Origin of the sequence: Microvirga mediterraneensis (assembly GCF_013520865.1) — a bacterium.
GTDB classification, from domain to species: domain Bacteria; phylum Pseudomonadota; class Alphaproteobacteria; order Rhizobiales; family Beijerinckiaceae; genus Microvirga; species Microvirga mediterraneensis.
Map to the genome: position 1 here is coordinate 1,502,558 of NZ_JACDXJ010000001.1, position 18,077 is coordinate 1,520,634.

An 18,077-nucleotide genomic window follows, 5' to 3' on the forward strand; every position below is an offset into this window, starting at 1 on the left:
TTCCTATTTCTGCGCCTTGAGCCGGTAGAGCGCATCGAGCGCCTCCCGCGGCGTCATTGCGTCCGGATCCAGAGCATCGAGCGCCTCCCGCAAGGTGTCCCGCTGCGGAGCCGGCGCGGACTCGGCCCGTACGGGAACGGCAAAGAGCGGCAGATCGTCGACGAGCGCGCGCTTCGGTGCCTCGCGGTCCGACTTTTCCAACTCGCTCAGGATCGTCTTCGCCCGCTCGACGACGGGGCCGGGCAGCCCGGCAAGACGCGCCACCTGCAGGCCGTAGGAGCGGTCGGCGACTCCGGGCACGACCTCGTGCAGGAACACCACCTCGCCGTTCCATTCGGTGACCTTCAGCGTCGCGTTGGAAATACGCTTCATCCGGTCGGCGAGCGCGGTCAGCTCGTGGAAATGGGTGGCGAACAGCGCGCGGCAGCGATTGGCCTCGTGCAGGTGCTCGATGGCCGCCCAGGCGATGGAGAGCCCGTCGAAGGTGGCGGTACCTCGGCCGATCTCGTCGAGAATGACCAGCGAGCGGGCGGTGGCTTGGTTGAGGATGGCGGCGGTCTCCACCATCTCGACCATGAAGGTCGAGCGGCCCCGCGCCAGATCGTCGGCGGCGCCGACGCGGGAGAAGAGCCGGTCGACGATGCCGATATGGGCCTCCTTGGCAGGCACGTAGGATCCCATCTGGGCCAGCACCACGATCAGCGCGTTCTGGCGCAGATAGGTCGATTTACCACCCATGTTCGGGCCGGTGATCAGCAGGATGTGGCCCGCGTCCTTGCCGGAGAGGTTCGAGTCGTTGGCGATGAAGGGAACGCCGTCGCGCTTCAGCGCCGCCTCGACCACCGGATGGCGGCCACCCTTGACGGCGAAGGCGAGGCTCGTGTCGACGACGGGACGGGTCCAGTCGAGGCGCATGGCGAGATCGGCCAGGGAGGCGGTCACGTCGATGACCGCGATGGCTTCGGCGGCGGCCGCCACATCGGCTGAAAGGTCGATGAGCGCCTGCACCATCTCGTCGAACAGGGCGAGCTCGATCTTCAGGGCCCGGTCGGCCGCGGAGGCGATCTTCGCTTCGAGTTCGCCGAGTTCCATAGTTGAAAAGCGCATGGCGCCCGCCATGGTCTGGCGATGGACGAAGGTGTCCTTCCAGGGCTCCTTGAGCAGGTCCTCGCCCACGTTCTGCGGCACTTCCACGAAATAGCCGATCATGTGGTTGTGCTTGACGCGTAAGGTGCGGCAGCCGGTCTCGGTGGCGTAGCGTGCCTGAAGGGCGGCGATGAAGCGACGGGAATCCTGCTGCAGCTCGCGCAGCTCGTCGAGACCTGAATCGAAGCCTGCCCGGATGAAGCCGCCATCGCGCTTGAGCAGCGGCAGCTCGTCGGCCAGGGCCGCGGCAAGCCGGTCAGCCACGTCCGTCCGCAGGCCCTGAAGCACCTGGGCAGCCGCAAGCAGCTCCTTCGGCAGCTCGGGGGCGATGGCCAGTTCGAGCCCGAGTTCGCGCGCCGCGAACAGGCCGTCGCGCACGCAGGCGAGGTCCCGCGGCCCGCCTCGCCCGAGGCTCAGGCGCGAGAGGGCGCGGGCCAGATCGGGCGAGCGCTTGAGGATGCGCCGCAGGCGGTCGCGCAAGTCGTTGTTGTCGACGAGAGCCGCAACGGCATCCTGCCGGTCGCGGATCTGGTCCGGATGGGTGAGGGGGCCGGCGAGCCGCTCGGCGAGCAGCCGCGCGCCGCCCGGCGTCACCGTGCAGTCGATGGTGGCAAGAAGGCTTCCCGCCCGCTCGCCGGACAGGGTGCGCGTCAGCTCCAGGTTGGCGCGCGTCGCCGCATCGATGGCGAGCGCCGCGCCGGACGTGTCGCGGGAGGGCGGGTTCAGGGCCGGGCGGCTGTCGATCTGCGTCTTCTCGATGTATAACAGCGCGCTGCCCGCCGCCGTGATCTCGGCGGGGCTGAAGGCCCCGAACGCATCGAGGGTCGCAACGCCGAAATAACCTTTGAGGCGCCGTTCGGCCGAGGCTGGGTCAAGCCCCTCGCGGGACAAACGCGTGCTGGACGCGCGGGGCTCCTGCCAGAAGCTCCCGAGGTCTGGGTCATCGTGGATCACGTCGGGCACCAGGATCTCGCGCGGCTCGAAGCGGGCGATTTCGGCGGAAAGGCCCGTGCCGTCCGTCTCGCTCAAGACGAAATGACCTGTGGAAATGTCCACGGCGGCAAGGCCGTAGCACCATTGGGTGTCGGACACGCGGCGGCGCGCGATCGCCAGCAGGTAATTCGCCCGGCCGGGTTCGAGCAGGCGCTCCTCGGTGATCGTCCCGGGAGTGACGAGGCGCACCACGTCGCGGCGCACGACGGATTTGGATCCGCGCTTCTTAGCCTCCGCCGGATCCTCGGTCTGCTCGCAGACGGCGACCCGGTGGCCGAGGCCGATGAGGCGCTGGAGATAGTCGTCGGCGCGGTCCACGGGCACGCCGCACATGGGGATATCCTGCCCCTGGTGCTTGCCGCGCTTGGTCAGCACGATGCCGAGCGACTGGCTGGCGATCTCGGCATCCTCGAAGAACAATTCGTAGAAGTCGCCCATCCGGTAGAACAGAAGACTGTCGGGGTTGGCCGCCTTGATCTCGATATACTGGGCCATCATGGGCGTGACCCGGCTGTCCTGCGGGACTGTTGGCGCGGGCGCAGTGTTCGACGGGGCGGTCTCGGGGGATTGATAGGCGGCTTGGGACGACATCCTGTCTGTTTAGCAAAGCTGGCCCAGCCTTTCATCCATGTCATAGGGTCCAAAGGGCGGATGTGGACAAGTCTTGAGGAAGGCGCCTCCTATGCCTTAAGGTCGCATCCCCTTTTGGAAACGCCCACCATCAAAAGAAACCATATTCCATGACCGACGATCAGCGCCCGATCCGCCGCAAACGCCCCACCTTCACCGACCAGGAGGCGCTGCAGTTCCACGCCCAGGGAAGGCCCGGCAAGCTTGAAGTCGTCCCGACCAAGCCCATGGCGACCCAGCGCGACCTGTCGCTGGCCTACTCCCCGGGCGTCGCGGTGCCGGTGCTGGCGATCGCGGAAAATCCGTCCCTGGCCTTCGACTATACAACCCGCTCCAACATGGTGGCGGTGATCTCGAACGGAACCGCCATCCTCGGTCTCGGCAATCTCGGTGCGCTCGCCTCGAAGCCCGTGATGGAGGGCAAGTCGGTGCTCTTCAAGCGCTTCGCCGACGTGGATTCCATCGACCTTGAGGTCGATACCGAAGATGCGGACGCGTTCATCAACTGCGTGCGGTATCTCGGGCCCTCATTTGGTGGCATCAACCTGGAGGACATCAAGGCGCCGGAATGCTTCATCATCGAGGAGCGCCTGCGGGAACTGATGGACATTCCCGTCTTCCACGACGACCAGCACGGAACGGCGATCATCGCGGCGGCGGGGCTCATCAATGCGCTCCATCTGACCGATCGCGACATGGCGAAGACGAAGCTCGTGGTGAACGGCGCGGGCGCCGCCGGCATCGCCTGCACGGAGCTTCTGAAAGCCATGGGCTTCGCGCCCAACAACGTCATCCTCTGCGACACGAAGGGTGTGATCTACAAGGGCCGCACCGAGGGCATGAACCAGTGGAAATCGGCCCATGCGGCCGAGACGGACGCCCGCACCCTGGCGGATGCCCTGAACGGCGCCGATGCGGTGTTCGGCCTGTCGGCCAAGGGCGCGTTTACGGACGAGATGATCCGCTCCATGGCGCCCAATCCGATCATCTTCGCCATGGCCAATCCCGATCCGGAAATCACACCCGAAGAGGTGGCGCGCATCCGTGACGACGTGATCATCGCGACGGGCCGGTCCGATTATCCGAACCAGGTCAACAACGTCCTCGGCTTTCCTTATATCTTCCGCGGCGCCCTCGACGTGCAGGCGACCACGATCAACATGGAGATGAAGATCGCCGCCGCCCAGGCGCTGGCGGAACTCGCCCGCGAGGATGTGCCGGACGAGGTGGCGGCCGCCTACCAGGGCTCGCGTCCGCGCTTCGGGCGCGAATACATCATCCCCGTGCCGTTCGATCCGCGCCTGATCCATACGATTCCCATGGCGGTGGCGAAGGCCGCCATGGAGACCGGCGTCGCGCGCCGTCCCATCGTCGACATGCGCGCCTACAAGGCGCAGCTCTCGGCGCGGCGCGATCCGGTGGCAGGAACCCTCAACCGCATCTTCGAGCGTGTGCGCAAGTTCCCGAAGCGCGTCGTCTTCGCGGAGGGTGAGGAGGAGCAGGTGATCCGCGCTGCCCTTTCTTTCGTCAACCAGGGCCTCGGCAAGGCGATCCTCGTCGGGCGCGAGGATCGCATCCACGAAACGGCCGTTCAGGCGGGCATCGAGCTCGAAGGACGCGAGGGCATCGAGATTCACAACGCACGCCTGTCGCATCGCAACGCGACCTATGCGCAGTTCCTGTATGAACGTCTGCAGCGCAAGGGTTACCTGTTCCGCGACTGCCAGCGCATGATCAACCAGGACCGCAACCACTTCGCCGCCTCCATGGTGGCCCTGGGCGATGCGGACGCCATGGTGACCGGCGCGACGCGCAACTACTCGACAGCGCTTGCCGACGTGCGCCACGTGATCGACGCGAAGCCAGGCCATCGCGTTATCGGCATCTCGCTCTGCCTCGCGCGCGGCCGTACGGTCCTCGTGGCCGACACGGCCATTCACGAGATGCCGAGCGCTCAGGAGCTTGCCGAGATCGCCATCGAATCCGCCGGCGTCGCGCGCCGTCTCGGCTACGAGCCGCGCGTGGCGCTCCTGTCGTTCTCGACCTTCGGGCATCCGAAGGCGGAGCGCGCGGAGAAGATCCAGGAAGCCGTGGAAATCCTCGACGGCATGCGGGTCGATTTCGAATATGACGGCGAGATGTCGGCCGACGTGGCGCTCAACCGGGACGTGATGGCGCAATATCCGTTCTGCCGCCTGACGGGACCGGCGAACGTGCTCGTCATGCCGGCGTTCCACTCGGCCTCCATTTCGACCAAGATGCTGCAGGAACTCGGCGGCGCCATGGTCCTGGGTCCGCTCGTCGTGGGCCTCGACAAGCCGGTGCAAATCGTCTCGCTGGGCGCGACCGACAACGACATCGTCAACATGGCGGCGCTCGCAGCCTACAATATCGGCGGCTGATCCTCGCCTTCCGGCTCCCTCGGCATCGAGGGAGCCGTCTGTCCAGTCCCCGGCCTTTGAAGGCTGCCCGCTGTTCCTGGGAGTGGTGCGAGTGTCGCCGGGCGGCTAAACAGATGCGAACGGAACCAAAGGAAAGCATGTTGGCCATGGGGCAGCCTCAAACCGTCGTGTTCGATATCGGCAACGTCCTGCTGCGCTGGGATCCGCGCAATCTCTACCGCCGGATCTTCGACGACGAGGAGCAGATGGAGTGGTTCCTCGCCCATGTCTGCACCCATGACTGGAATGTAGAGCAGGACCGGGGCCGCGATTGGGACGAGGCTGTGGCGCTTCTCGTGAAGGATCATCCGATGCACGAAGAGCAGATTCGGGCATTCCACGAGCGCTGGGACGAGACCGTCTCGGGCGTCTTCGACGACCATGTAGCGCTCCTGTTGCGCCTGCGGGAGGCGGGCGTGCCGAATTACTGCATCACGAATTTCTCCGGGCCCAAATTCGTCCTGGCGCAGCAGCGTTTCCCGTTCCTGTCGGGTTTCGACGGCATCGTCGTATCCGGCGACGAGCGCCTCCTGAAGCCCGATCCGGCCATCTACCGTCTCCTGCTGGACCGCTATGGGCTGACGGCGGAAGACTGCGTGTTCATCGACGATTCCAAGCCGAACGTGGAGGCCGCCCGCGATATAGGCATGCACGCGATCCATTGTGTCGAGTCCGTCGACCTGGCGGCGGAGCTGCGGCGGTTCGGCTTTCCGGTTTGATGACGTGGAAGGTCGCCGTGGCCGTGAATGGCGGGCGGCAGCTCTTGCCCTCCAGGCCGGCTTGAGCCATCAGGCGGCATGCGGGTTTTCGACACCTCCCTTCCCATCGATGCCGTTCTCGGCGACCTGACGGCCACCCTGCGCGCCCGCTCCAACGTGGTGCTCGTCGCCCCGCCGGGCGCCGGCAAGACCACGCGGGTGCCGCTGGTGCTGCTTGACGAGCCGTGGGTCGATGGCGGCAAGATCATCGTCCTGGAGCCCCGGCGGCTGGCCGCCCGGGCGGCGGCGGCGCGCATGGCGCAGACGCTCGGCGAGGCGGTCGGAGAAACGGTGGGCCTGCGCGTCCGCCTGGGCTCCAAGATCAGTCGGCGGACGCGGATCGAGGTCGTGACCGAGGGCGTCTTCGCCCGCATGATCCTGGACGATCCGTCCCTCGACGGCGTTGCCGCCGTCCTCTTCGACGAGTTCCACGAGCGCTCCCTCGATGCGGATCTGGGGCTCGCCCTGGCTCTCGATGCCCAAGGAGGCTTGCGGGAGGACCTGCGCCTCCTCGTCATGTCGGCGACGCTCGACGGCGCCCGGGTGGCGAGGCTGCTGGGCGAAGCGCCCGTCATCGAATCGGAAGGCCGCGCCTATCCGGTCGAGACGCGTTATCTCGGGCGCGACCCCAACCGCCGCATCGAGGAGCAGGTGTCGGATGCGGTGACGCGGGCCTTGCGGGCGGAGAGCGGTTCCATCCTGGTCTTCCTGCCCGGACAGGGGGAGATCCGCCGGGTCGAGACCCTTTTGCGGGAGCGCATCGCGGATCCTGCTGTCGATATCGCGCCGCTCTATGGGGCGCTGGAGCGGGGCGAGCAGGACCTCGCGGTCAGTCCGGCCAAGCCTGGCCGCCGCAAGGTGGTGCTCGCCACCTCCATCGCAGAGACCTCGCTCACCATCGAGGGTGTTCGCGTCGTCATCGATTCAGGCTTGGCGCGAGTGCCGGTCTACGAGCCGAATATCGGCCTCACGCGTCTCGAAACCGTCCGCGTCTCCTGCGCCGCCGCTGACCAGCGCCGGGGCCGCGCAGGCCGCACGGAGCCCGGTGTGTGCTATCGGCTCTGGGAGGAGGCCGCGACGGGCGCGCTCGAGCCGTTCGGACGGCCGGAAATCCTCTCGGCCGATCTCGCGCCGTTGCTGCTCGATTGTGCCGCCTGGGGCGTCACCGATCCCACGTCGCTCGCTTTCCTCGACCCGCCGCCCACACCGGCCTTGAAGGAGGCGAGAGCGCTGCTGCAGCAGCTCGGCGCTCTCGATGCGGAGGGGCGTATCACGGAGACAGGCCGGCGCCTGCGCGACCTGCCCCTGCCGCCGCGTCTCGCCCGGATGGTCTTGGCCGCGGGCGAGACGGGACAGGCACGCGAGGCCGCGGACATCGCGGCCGTTCTCGTCGAACGCGGGCTGGGAGGCGATGCGACGGACCTCACGGAGCGCGTCGAGCGCTTCCGCCGGGACCGGTCGGGCCGGGCGCAGGACATGCGGCGCATGGCGGACGGCTGGGCCAGGGGGAGCGACGGCTCCGCGACAGGCGAGCCACATTCCATCGGGGCGCTGCTGACGCTGGCCTATCCGGATCGGATCGCGAAGGCGCGCGGCAAGACGGGCGAATACCTCATGGTCAATGGGCGCGGCGCCGTGCTCGAAGCGCATGAGAGGCTAGCCAGGGAACCTTACCTCGCCATCGCGGAGATCGCCGGCGGTGCCACCTCGGCGCGCATTCTCGCCGCGGCCGCCATTGCGCCGGACGAGATCGAGAGCCTGTTCGGCGGGGCAATCGAGCAGCGCGACGAAGTCGCCTTCGACCGGCAGGCCAAGGCCCTGCGGGCGCGGGGCGTCAGGCGCCTCGGGGCCCTGCTCCTGAACGAGCGCCCGTTGAAGGTGCCGGCCACCGAGGCGGCGGCGCGTGCCCTGGCCGAAGGCCTGGTCTCCCTGGGCCTCGATGCCTTGCCCTGGTCGAAAGCGCTGGCGCAATGGCGCGAGCGCGTGATGTTCTTGCGCAAGGTCGAAGGCGAGGAATGGCCGGACCTGTCGGACGAGGCTTTGAGCCGCACGGCGGAGGAGTGGCTGGCGCCGCATCTCATTGGCCGAACGGGTCTCAACGACATCGGCGCGGACCTGCTGAGCGAGGCCCTGCGCGGCCTTGTGCCCTGGAACCTGCAGCGGCGCCTCGATGTGGAGGCGCCGACCCATATCGAGGTGCCGACGGGATCGCAGATCCCGATCGATTACGGGGCCGAGGAGGGGCCCGTCCTGGCCGTGCGCGTGCAGGAGCTGTTCGGGCTCGACAAGCACCCCACCATCGCGGCGGGGCGCGTACCGCTCATCCTGCATCTCCTGTCCCCTGCACACCGCCCGATCCAGATCACCCGTGACCTGCCGGGTTTCTGGCGCGGCTCCTGGGCGGCCGTACGGGCCGACATGCGTGGGCAATACCCCAAGCACCCCTGGCCGGAGGACCCGCTCACCGCACCGCCGACGCGGCATGCGCGCCGGAGACAGTAATTGTTAGCGTCTTAAATTCAGAATAGAGGAGTGAGTCTGTTTGAAAAAAATTGAGAAATTCAGAGTATTTAATATGATTAGAAAAATTATTTGTGAAGTATTATTTTTGAAATATTGATAGGAGATTAAATTGTTATAGATATTGAATGTATGGTTTTTGTGTCAAAAAACACCAGGTATTAAACGATTGCGGACTTTTACAGTATAGATTTTGTACTCTTGATCCTGAGAGAGGGTGCGTTCTTCCGCCAGGATGCGGAGAACTTGGAATGTAGAGGCTGACAGATAGCAAACAATATTATGAATTGTGGGGTTGGCTAAGAGAAAGCCAATCTGAGTTACCACATATCCGAAATACATAGGGTGACGGACAAAATTGTAAGGGCCGTTTGTCTTGACACCTCGGTTGGCGGCAACAATCCCGAAGCTACGTCGAAGGGAAAGTTTGGCCCAAATATTGATAATTATTCCTGTCAGCATAAATGCGCCCGAGAGGCTGACAGGCACAAGCGGCTCTCCACCAGGGATCGCGAACAGGGGAAGGATGGTTCCGGCAACGGCGACACACCAGTCAGTGGGGCTGAGAGAAACCTGATTGCTGATCCTTCTCACAAGGAGAAAACCGATAATGAGGCATTCTGCGACTACTTGTAGGAGGAGAATTACTTTTCCCGTTTCCATGTAATCATCTAGAAATCGCATTGCGAAAAAACTTAAGAATGTCGCTGCGGTTGCCCGCTCTAACATATCGAGAGCGAAAGGTAACTTGACTTTGCGCAGTTGAAAAATAGCGCTCTTCATAATCGCTGCTCGAGTGCCGAGTTAAGGAACTTATCCTTCATATCGTTGCATGCTGCGAGCAGGAGCAGCAACTAGGGCGGATGTCTTAGGCCATCCGATGGTGCTCCCAGGGGAAGTGGCGCGGTGCCCTCTGGATAAAGTGCAAGGGCAGCCGGAGATGCCTGCCCCAAAATGCGATGAAAAGCTTTGGCAGCCGACGAGTCGCTGCACCTAATCCCGAAACGACTCGATCAGCCGTTCCGCCGTGGCGGGGTTGAGGGCCATGGGGATGTTGTAGACGAGGGCGAGGCGCATCAGGGCCTTCACGTCCACATCGTGCGGATGTGGCGAGAGCGGATCGACGAAGAAGAAGAGCACGTCGATCTTTCCGTCCGCAATCATCGCACCGATCTGCTGGTCGCCGCCGAGCGGGCCGCTTTTCAGCCGCGTGACGGAGAGCGACGGGCAACGCTCCATCACGCGCCCGCCGGTCGTGCCGGTGGCGAAGAGGGCGAAAGGCCGGAGGTCATTCTCGTACTTGGCCACGAATTCGGCCATGTCGGCCTTCTTGGCGTCGTGGGCCACGAGCGCCAGCGTCAATTGCTTCATGGGAGGAACAGCTCAATTGCTCCAGCGGTCACGCCACTGCATCTCGCCGGCCATGCAGTTGGTGCGCGGAGGGGACTGAATGCGGTTGATCAAGGACTGCTCGGGCATCAGGTTGGCAACTTCCAGCAGGATCTTAGTCTTGATCGCCTCGATGAACTGGTCGCGTTCGCGGGCCGGTACCGTGAACGCGCCCTGGCCGCCGATGACGCAGTCTCTGTAATAGATGTCGAGATCCGGGATGTCGAGGTAGCCGGGCTGGCGCAGCATGATCGGCAGGCCGTTGATGATGATCCCCTTGGCCACGGCCGCATCGCGCGCTTCGACCACGAGCCGGCCCTGGTTGTTCGGGCCGTCCCCGGAAATGTCGATGACCCGCCGCGCCGCGTTGAGTCCACTCTCATCGAGAAGTTTTACGCTGAAATCGATGGCGCTGGAGATCGAGGTTCGCTGTGCACGGCGTAAGGGAGTCGAGGAGATCTTGTCCGCGAAGGCCATCAGGCTCTCGGAATTGTCCAGGACCGTCCAGGGAACGATCACCTTCTGATCCGGCGAGCCCGCCCATTCCATGTAGGTCACGGCGATCCGGCCCAGCATCCCGCCGCGGATCGCGTCATGCACGAGCTTGGATCGGAAGGCCTGGGCGAAGCCCTCCCGCTGCAGGGCTTGTTCGTCCGTATCCATGGAGAAGGAGATGTCGACGGCAATCACAAGGGCGAGGTCGACCTCCGTGCCGGGCTGAGCCTGGGCGGGCGGTGCGGCAAGCGCCAGGAGGCAGGCGAGGGCTGCGGCCAAGCGGAGGAAGCCGGAACGAACCATCGGTATCTCCTTGTCGGGAGCCGGATTGGTCAGGTGAGTGTGCCAGCTTCTGAAACTAAGGCAGGGACAGGCCAGGGCTAGAGGGCGGCCACATGGATGGCATCGCGGGGGGCAGTTCCGCAGGATTTCTTGAGGGGAGGCGCGGTCTATGGGACGAGACCGTCCCGTCATGGCCGGGCTTGTCCCGGCCATCTCGATACGGAGAAGCGTCGCGCTCTGAGAAAATCGAGATCACCGGCACGGGGCCGGTGATGACGTGGGAGGTGGAAGAGATCTATCCGTTGATCGCAGATCGCCTGCGCTCTACGAGGTCGAGCGCGGCCCGGAAGGCGCCGTCGGCATCCAGATGGGTCGTGTCGAGGGTCATGGCGTCGGCGGCAGCCTTCAACGGAGCGGTGCTCCGGCTCATGTCGCGCTCGTCGCGGCGGCGGATATCCACCAGGATAGTCTCGTATTCCGCCTGCTCGCCCCGGCTCAGCAGCTCCCGGTGGCGTCGCCGTGCCCGTTCCTCGGGGGTTGCGGTGATGAAGAGCTTCACCTCCGCATCGGGGCAGACCACGGTTCCGATGTCCCGGCCGTCGAGGACCGCGCCAGGTTCCTGGCCCCCGAACTGGCGCTGGAAGGCGAGGAGCGCGTCGCGGACCGGCTGATAGGCGGAGACCACCGAGGCGGCCTCGCCCATGGCGGCGCCGCGCAGGCGCGAATCGTCTTCCAGATGGCTGACGTCCAGGTTCTGCGCCGCTTGCGCGGCGGCGTCCCGGTCGGTGAGAGGGATGTCCCGGTCCATGAGCACGCGGGCGACGGCCCGGTAAAGCAGTCCCGTGTCCAGATGGGCGAAGCCGAAATGCTCGGCCAGACGCTTGCCCAGGGTCCCCTTGCCCGAGGCGGCGGGGCCGTCGATGGCGATGATCATGGGCCGGTCAATCCTGGATCGTGGCGCCGAGCTCGCGCATAAGCGGGATGAAGGACGGGAAGCTCGTGGCGATCATGGCGCCATCGTCCACCGTCATCGGCTGGGCGGTCGCCAGGCCCATGACCAGGAACGCCATGGCGATGCGATGGTCGAGATGGGTGGCCACCGGGTTGCCGCCTCCGCGGACCTTGCCGTTCGACCCATGAACGAGGAGGTCGTCGCCTTCGATCTCGTGCGAGACGCCTGCCTCCGCAAGGCCAGCGGCGACGGCCGCGAGGCGGTCGGATTCCTTCACGCGCAGCTCATGGAGTCCCTGCATCCGGGTCGTGCCTTCGGCGAAGGAGGCCGCGACGGCCAGGATCGGGTATTCGTCGATCATGGACGGAGCCCGGGCATGGGGAACGGTGACGCCGGTGAGGCGGCTGTGGCGGACGCGCAGGTCGGCGACCGTCTCGCCGCCCTCGTCCCGCTCGTTCAGGCGCTCGATGGAGGCGCCCATCTCGATCAGCGTGGTGATGAGGCCGGTGCGCAGGGGATTCATCATCACGCCCTCGATCACCACGTCCGACCCGGGGGTGATCAGCGCCGCCACCAGGGGGAAAGCCGCCGAGGAGGGGTCCGTCGGCACGACGATATCGGTGCCGCGCAGCTCGGGCTGACCCTGGAGCGTGACGGCGCGGCCGTCCGCCCCGTGCGGCACGATCTCGACGCTCGCGCCGAAATGGCGCAGCATCCGCTCCGTGTGGTCGCGGGTGGCTTCCCGCTCGATCACGGTAGTCTTGCCCGGGGAGTTGAGGCCGGCGAGCAGGATCGCCGACTTGATCTGGGCCGACGCCGCCGGGGTCTCGTAGGTGATCGGAATCGTCTCCTTCGGGCCGCGCAGGGTGAGTGGCACCCGCCCGCCCTCGGCCTCGCTGACCACGGTCACGCCCATTTTCGCCAGCGGGTCGAGGATCCGGCGCATGGGGCGCTTGCGAAGCGAGGCGTCGCCGTCGAAGGTTGAGGTGATCGGGTGGCTTCCGGCCACGCCCATCATGAGACGCGAGCCCGTACCCGCATTGCCGAAATCGAGGATATCCTTGGGCTCCGTCAGGCCGCCGATGCCCGCCCCGACGATCCGCCACCGGCCGGGCGCCTCGCGGGTGATGGTGGCGCCGAGCGCCCGGCAGGCCTCCGCGGTGCGCAGAACGTCATCGCCTTCCAGGAGGCCTTCGACCCTGGTCTCGCCGATGGAGAGAAGCCCGAAGATCATGGAGCGGTGGGAAATCGACTTGTCGCCGGGCACGCGTATGCGCCCCTTCAGGGGCGTTCCAGACCTGCTGGCGACAGGGGACGGCGATCCGTGCGCGTGCGACATTTCGGGTTCCTCGAGCTCCTTATCCGGGCGGGCTCCTAACACGGAGGGTTCCCGCCGTCACGCGCAAGCTGGCACGAGCCTTCGCCTGCTCTTGCAATTTCCTATTTGACAAGCCATTCCCTCATGACTAACGGAGCGTTCCCAACCTTTCACACGTAATCAAGGCAATCACCGTGGCCAAACCGGAACTCGGCTTGAAGCGCCAGTGCATGAGCTGCGGCGCGAAATTCTACGATCTCAACAAGGACCCTGCGGTCTGCCCGAAATGCGGCACCGTCTACCAGGCCGTCGCCATGAGCCGCGTCGCCGCTCCCGTGGCAGCCCGTGCCGCCGCCGCCCCCGACGACGACGAGACCGATCTCGAATCAACCGGGCCGGAGATGGTCTCCCTTGACGAGGTCGAGGCCGGCGAGAACGAGAAGGACATCCCGGTCGACGACGATATCGACGTGGCCGACGACGTGGCTGACGACGACACCTTCCTCGAGGACGAGGAAGAGGGCGACGACGACGTGTCCGACCTGATCGACAGCGATCTGGAAGACGACGAAGAGGCTTGAACCTCGGACCGGAGGCGACTATAGAGACGCCTCTGCTTCGACAGAGACCGCCGCGGCACCCAGGCGCCGCGGCCGGAATGGGGCCATAGCTCAGCTGGGAGAGCGCTTGCATGGCATGCAAGAGGTCGGCGGTTCGATCCCGCCTGGCTCCACCAAACCTTTCAAAAACAGCCGCCTTCTGGCGGCTTTTTTGTTGCGTGATTCCAGCCGGGGGCTGAATCTACTCCCAAAGCATAGGCTTTGGACCGATCGTTCGTCCTTTTGCTCATGGCAATGACGTCGATCTTCATTTTTAGTCGCAGTGCCTTAAGCTAAGGCAAAGCCCTTTAGCACCGAAAGCGGGAACGATGACGACGCGCGTCCAGACGAACGGCCTCCAGGTTGCACCGGTTCTTCACGATTTCATCGAACGGGAGGCACTGGCCGGCACGGGAGTATCGAGTTCCGCCTTCTGGGCCGGTTTGGCCGGGCTCGTCAGGGACTTTGCGCCCCGCGACCGCGAGCTGCTCGCCGTCCGCGACAAGATCCAGGGGCAGATCGACGAGTATCACCGCACCCGCACCGGGAAGGCCTTCGATCAGGCGGATTACGAACGGTTCCTGCGCGATATCGGCTATCTCTTGCCGGAGCCGGAGGATTTCTCGGTTCAGACGCAGCACGTGGACGACGAGATCGCCCGCATCGCCGGTCCCCAGCTCGTGGTGCCGGTCTCCAACGCCCGCTATGCGCTCAATGCCGCCAATGCCCGCTGGGGCAGCCTCTACGATGCCCTCTACGGCACCGATGCCATCCCGGAGGATGACGGCGCCACCCGGTCGGGCGGTTACAATAAGGAACGCGGGGCCAAGGTGGTTGAGCGCGCCCGCGAGGTGCTGGACCGTGCGGCGCCGCTCGCCGGCGGCAGCCACCGGGATGCGGCCGGTTATGCGGACCGGGACGGAGCGCTCATCGTCACCCTGCAGGACGGCACCGAGACCGGCCTGATCGATCCGACCCAGTTCGTCGGCTATCAGGGCGATGCGGCCAGCCCGTCCTCCGTGCTCCTGCGCCACAACAACCTGCATCTCGACATCCGCATCGACCGCTCGCATCCGATCGGCGCCGAGGATCCGGCCGGGATCGCCGACGTGGTGATGGAATCGGCCGTCTCCACCATCATGGACCTGGAGGACAGCGTCGCGGCCGTGGACGCCGAGGACAAGGTCCAAGTCTACCGCACCTGGCTCGGGCTGATGAAGGGCGATCTCGTCGAGAGCTTCGAGAAGGGCGGCAAAACCGTCGAGCGCCGCCTCAACCCCGACCGCGTCTACACCATGCCGAGCAGCGGCGAGCTGCGCCTGCACGGGCGCAGCCTCATGCTGGTGCGCAATGTCGGCCACCACATGTTCACCGACGCGGTGCTGGACGAGGCGGGCGAGGAGATTCCCGAGACCATCCTCGATGCCGCCGTCACCTCGCTGATCGCCATCCACGATCTCAAGGGCACCGGCCCGGTGCGCAACAGCCGCGCCGGCTCGGTCTACATCGTGAAGCCCAAGATGCACGGACCGGACGAGGTCGCTTTCGCGAACGATCTCTTCGCGGCCGTCGAGGACATGCTGGGCCTTGCCCGCAACACGCTGAAAATGGGCATCATGGACGAGGAGCGGCGCACCACCGTCAACCTCAAGGCCTGCATCAGGGCGGCGGCCGAGCGCATCGTGTTCATCAACACGGGCTTCCTCGACCGCACCGGCGACGAGATCCATACCTCGATGGAAGCCGGTCCCATGATCCGCAAGAACGACATGAAGTCGACTGCCTGGATCAAGGCCTACGAGGACAACAACGTGGATGTGGGCCTCCTCTGCGGCCTGCCCGGCAAGGCGCAGATCGGCAAGGGCATGTGGGCGGCGCCCGACAAGATGGCCGACATGCTGGCGCAGAAGATCGGCCATCCCCAGGCCGGCGCCAGCACCGCCTGGGTGCCGTCGCCCACGGCCGCGACGCTCCATGCGCTGCATTACCACCAGATCGACGTTCCCGTCCGCCAGGAGGAGCTGAAGGCGCGCCCGCGCGCCAAGCTGTCCGACATCCTGACCATCCCGGTCTCCCAGTCGAACTGGGCGCCGGATGCGGTCCAGCAGGAGCTTGACAACAACTGCCAGGGCATCCTCGGCTATGTGGTGCGCTGGATCGATCAGGGCGTCGGCTGCTCCAAGGTGCCTGACATCCACGATGTGGGGCTGATGGAGGATCGCGCGACCCTGCGCATCTCCAGCCAGCACCTCGCCAACTGGCTGCGCCACGGCATCGTGTCGAAGGATCAGGTGATGGAGACCCTGCGCCGCATGGCGGCCGTGGTGGACCGGCAGAATGCGGGCGATCAGCTTTATCGGCCGATGGCGCCCAAATTCGAGGGCCCGGCCTGGAACGCAGCCTGCGATCTGGTCTTCAAGGGCGCCGAGCAGCCGAACGGCTATACCGAATGGATCCTGCACGCGCGCCGTCGCGAGGCCAAGGCCGCAGGGGCGCCGGACCGCAGCGAGGAGAGCGGCGTCAAGACGAAGACGCAGGCGAAATAAGCCGACAAGGGCGCCGCTAGAGCATCGGACCCAAAAGTGGAATGCACTTTTGGGATCGATCCGATGCTCCACTTCTTGGAAGAGCGCATCGTTCGATGCGGAAAACCGGGTCCACTTTTCCGCACGATGCGCTAGCGGCGCCCTTTTCATTTAATCGTGATGCTCGGCCGGCGCGGGGGCTAGCGCATCGACCGTGCCGCCGATCAGGTTGCGGCTCAGAAGATGCTCGGTCGTGAGCGCGAAGCGAACCGGCGTGAGGCTCGAGGGCAGGGAGGTCGTCCAGTCCTTCAGCCGGCGCGCGGCGGCAAGGGCCTCGTCCCGCTCCACGGCCCTGAACCGCACGGTCGAACCAGGGCGCATCTGGGCGAAACGGGCGAGATCGGCGCTGATCACCGTGGCGATCTTCGGATAGCCGCCCGCCGTCTGCCGGTCGCGCATCAGCACGATGGGCTGGCCGCTGCCCGGCACTTGGATATGGCCGTCCACGATGCCGTCCGAGACGATGTTGAAGCCCTTGGCATGTTCGAGTCGCGGGCCGGTGAGCTGGAAGCCCATGCGGTCGGCCTGCTGGCTGATGGTGAAGTCGCTCCCCAGAAACGTCCGGATCGTGTCCGGCGTGAAGTAATCGTCCTGCGGGCCCAACATGACGCGGATCGGGCCGCTCTCCTCCAGCATGTCGGCGGTCAGCTGCATCGGCTCGCGGTCCTGCGCGTCCGGGCGGCAGGGCAGGCGGTCTCCCGCCTTGAGGGGAGCGCCTTTCAGGCCGCCGACCCGGGAGCGCAGGTGGAACGACAGGCTGCCCAGTTCCGGCTCGACCGCGAAGCCTCCCGCAACAGCAAGGTAGGCGAAGGTGCCGGTCCGTGGGTGCCCCACCTCCAGAACCTGGCCTTCCTTGAGAACCACGGAGGTCTGTGGGGCGACTGGCATTCCATCGATGGTGGCGGAACATCCAGCACCCACGACGGCCAGATGGAGGTCGCCGCCCTCGCACGTGAAGGCACCGCCGAGATTGACGAACTCGATGGCGGCCGTCTCGGGTGCGTTGCCGACGAGCGCATTCGCCATCGCCAGGGCCCGGCGGTCCATGGCGCCCGAGGGCGAAACGCCGAAGCCCTGGTAGCCGACGCGTCCGCGATCCTGCAGGGAGGTCATCGGGCCGCAGGCTTTCACCACGAGATCGGTCATGGGCGCACCTCCTCGGCCACGGGCTCTCCGGCGAGCGCCGCCTTCTCCAGCGCCTCCCAGCGCGAAGCGTCGACCGGTTCGAAGACGATCTCGTCGCCGGCCGCGAACAGGAAGACCGGATCGCGCCCCGGCGCATAGGGCCGGACCGGCGTCAGTCCGAGATTGTGCCAGCCGCTCGGCATGTCCATGGGGGCGATCCCGGCCTGCTCGCCGCCGATCATGATCGTGCCGGCCGGGATCTTCGCCCGGGGATGAAGCCGGCGGGACGTGGCGATCCGCTTGTCGAGACCTCCGAGATAGGTGAAGCCCGGCAGGAAGCCGATCATGTAAATGCGGTAGACGGCCGATGAATGGATGTCGATCACCTGGTTCGGCGTCAGGCCGTGCAGGCTCGCCACCTCTTCCAGATCGATGCCGAATTCGCCGCCATAAACGACCGGCACGCGCCAGCGCCGGCCGACGGCGTTGCGGGGCGGCAGGTTCTGCGTTTCCGCTTCCAGGAGACCGACCAGGGCGTCATAATCGGTAGCCACCGGGTCGAACTGGATCGTGAGCGAGCGATAGGTCGGCACCGTCTCGATCAGGCCGGCGGGCGCGCGGCTCCGGACGATGTCGTCCAGCGCGAGGACCATGCCGTTGATGTCCGGGTCGATCGTGGAACCGAACTCGACGGTGACGGCGCTGTCCCCGCAGGGAAGGATTTTCGGTGTCGGCACGATGCACCCCTGTTGACGAACCGGAAGGGCCTCGTGCCCGCATCTCATATTGCCGCCGATCCGGCAACGGGTCCCGGAGCCGTCGGGCCATGCATCCGGAGCAGGTG

Annotated in this window: 13 protein-coding genes and 1 tRNA gene; 6 read left to right on the forward strand and 8 right to left on the reverse strand. The window is 65.8% G+C overall.

Features of this window, described 5'->3' with window-relative positions:
- Positions 1-3 precede the first annotated feature (3 nt).
- Entirely contained in the window at positions 4-2,730 is a 2,727-nt protein-coding gene (gene mutS / locus H0S73_RS07075) for a DNA mismatch repair protein MutS (RefSeq protein ID WP_181051487.1), read from the reverse strand.
- A gap of 149 nt (positions 2,731-2,879) precedes the next feature.
- Here mutS and H0S73_RS07080 point away from each other — a divergent pair, with 149 nt between their 5' ends.
- From H0S73_RS07080 to hrpB, 3 genes are all read left to right on the forward strand, one after another.
- Entirely contained in the window at positions 2,880-5,171 is a 2,292-nt protein-coding gene (locus H0S73_RS07080; protein ID WP_181051488.1) for an NADP-dependent malic enzyme, read from the forward strand.
- A gap of 146 nt (positions 5,172-5,317) precedes the next feature.
- Positions 5,318-5,929, forward strand: coding sequence for an HAD family hydrolase (locus tag H0S73_RS07085; protein WP_181051489.1), 612 nt, complete (start codon positions 5,318-5,320; stop codon positions 5,927-5,929).
- Positions 5,930-6,007: 78 nt separating this feature from the next.
- Positions 6,008-8,470 carry an ATP-dependent helicase HrpB gene (gene hrpB / locus H0S73_RS07090; RefSeq protein ID WP_181051490.1) on the forward strand — a complete coding sequence of 821 codons (2,463 nt, stop codon included), beginning with the start codon at positions 6,008-6,010 and terminating at the stop codon, positions 8,468-8,470.
- Positions 8,471-8,632: 162 nt separating this feature from the next.
- On the opposite strand, the gene H0S73_RS07095 is transcribed toward hrpB, so the two are convergent.
- From H0S73_RS07095 to aroA, 5 genes are all read right to left on the reverse strand, one after another.
- The gene (locus H0S73_RS07095; RefSeq protein WP_181051491.1) at positions 8,633-9,271 is read right to left on the reverse strand and encodes a methyltransferase family protein; all 639 of its coding nucleotides are present in this window, start codon (positions 9,269-9,271) and stop codon (positions 8,633-8,635) included.
- Positions 9,272-9,481: 210 nt separating this feature from the next.
- Entirely contained in the window at positions 9,482-9,859 is a 378-nt protein-coding gene (locus H0S73_RS07100; protein ID WP_181051492.1) for a methylglyoxal synthase, read from the reverse strand.
- 12 nt (positions 9,860-9,871) lie between these two features.
- Positions 9,872-10,675 carry a DUF1194 domain-containing protein gene (locus tag H0S73_RS07105; protein ID WP_181051493.1) on the reverse strand — a complete coding sequence of 268 codons (804 nt, stop codon included), beginning with the start codon at positions 10,673-10,675 and terminating at the stop codon, positions 9,872-9,874.
- A gap of 274 nt (positions 10,676-10,949) precedes the next feature.
- The gene (cmk, locus tag H0S73_RS07110; RefSeq protein WP_181051494.1) at positions 10,950-11,588 is read right to left on the reverse strand and encodes a (d)CMP kinase; all 639 of its coding nucleotides are present in this window, start codon (positions 11,586-11,588) and stop codon (positions 10,950-10,952) included.
- Positions 11,589-11,595: 7 nt separating this feature from the next.
- Entirely contained in the window at positions 11,596-12,945 is a 1,350-nt protein-coding gene (aroA, locus tag H0S73_RS07115) for a 3-phosphoshikimate 1-carboxyvinyltransferase (RefSeq protein ID WP_181051495.1), read from the reverse strand.
- 173 nt (positions 12,946-13,118) lie between these two features.
- On the opposite strand from aroA, the gene H0S73_RS07120 reads away from it, so the two are divergent.
- From H0S73_RS07120 to H0S73_RS07130, 3 genes are all read left to right on the forward strand, one after another.
- Positions 13,119-13,505, forward strand: coding sequence for a TIGR02300 family protein (locus H0S73_RS07120; RefSeq protein ID WP_181051496.1), 387 nt, complete (start codon positions 13,119-13,121; stop codon positions 13,503-13,505).
- Positions 13,506-13,584: 79 nt separating this feature from the next.
- Positions 13,585-13,660, forward strand: a tRNA-Ala gene (locus H0S73_RS07125).
- Positions 13,661-13,852: 192 nt separating this feature from the next.
- Positions 13,853-16,069 (forward strand): malate synthase G, encoded by a 2,217-nt coding sequence (locus H0S73_RS07130; protein ID WP_181051497.1) that lies wholly within the window; start codon positions 13,853-13,855, stop codon positions 16,067-16,069.
- Positions 16,070-16,219: 150 nt separating this feature from the next.
- Here the strand turns inward: H0S73_RS07130 and H0S73_RS07135 are convergent, their stop codons facing one another.
- Both H0S73_RS07135 and pxpB read right to left on the reverse strand, forming a co-directional pair.
- Positions 16,220-17,254, reverse strand: a complete 1,035-nt coding sequence (locus tag H0S73_RS07135) for a 5-oxoprolinase subunit C family protein (protein ID WP_181051498.1) — start codon at positions 17,252-17,254, stop codon at positions 16,220-16,222.
- Entirely contained in the window at positions 17,251-17,970 is a 720-nt protein-coding gene (gene pxpB, locus H0S73_RS07140; protein ID WP_425488176.1) for a 5-oxoprolinase subunit PxpB, read from the reverse strand. Before pxpB ends, H0S73_RS07135 begins: the two co-directional genes overlap by 4 nt.
- Positions 17,971-18,077: the final 107 nt, after the last annotated feature.

What these genes read in the sequence shown, in the direction of transcription:
- H0S73_RS07105 (WP_181051493.1), bottom strand. Translation starts at nt 10,675, where the DNA reads ATGGTTCGTTCCGGCTTCCTCCGCTTGGCCGCAGCCCTCGCCTGCCTC.
- hrpB (WP_181051490.1), top strand. Translation starts at nt 6,008, where the DNA reads ATGCGGGTTTTCGACACCTCCCTTCCCATCGATGCCGTTCTCGGCGAC.
- mutS (WP_181051487.1), bottom strand. Translation starts at nt 2,730, where the DNA reads ATGTCGTCCCAAGCCGCCTATCAATCCCCCGAGACCGCCCCGTCGAAC.
- H0S73_RS07085 (WP_181051489.1), top strand. Translation starts at nt 5,318, where the DNA reads ATGGGGCAGCCTCAAACCGTCGTGTTCGATATCGGCAACGTCCTGCTG.
- aroA (WP_181051495.1), bottom strand. Translation starts at nt 12,945, where the DNA reads ATGTCGCACGCGCACGGATCGCCGTCCCCTGTCGCCAGCAGGTCTGGA.
- H0S73_RS07135 (WP_181051498.1), bottom strand. Translation starts at nt 17,254, where the DNA reads ATGACCGATCTCGTGGTGAAAGCCTGCGGCCCGATGACCTCCCTGCAG.
- cmk (WP_181051494.1), bottom strand. Translation starts at nt 11,588, where the DNA reads ATGATCATCGCCATCGACGGCCCCGCCGCCTCGGGCAAGGGGACCCTG.
- H0S73_RS07080 (WP_181051488.1), top strand. Translation starts at nt 2,880, where the DNA reads ATGACCGACGATCAGCGCCCGATCCGCCGCAAACGCCCCACCTTCACC.
- H0S73_RS07100 (WP_181051492.1), bottom strand. Translation starts at nt 9,859, where the DNA reads ATGAAGCAATTGACGCTGGCGCTCGTGGCCCACGACGCCAAGAAGGCC.
- H0S73_RS07095 (WP_181051491.1), bottom strand. Translation starts at nt 9,271, where the DNA reads ATGAAGAGCGCTATTTTTCAACTGCGCAAAGTCAAGTTACCTTTCGCT.
- H0S73_RS07130 (WP_181051497.1), top strand. Translation starts at nt 13,853, where the DNA reads ATGACGACGCGCGTCCAGACGAACGGCCTCCAGGTTGCACCGGTTCTT.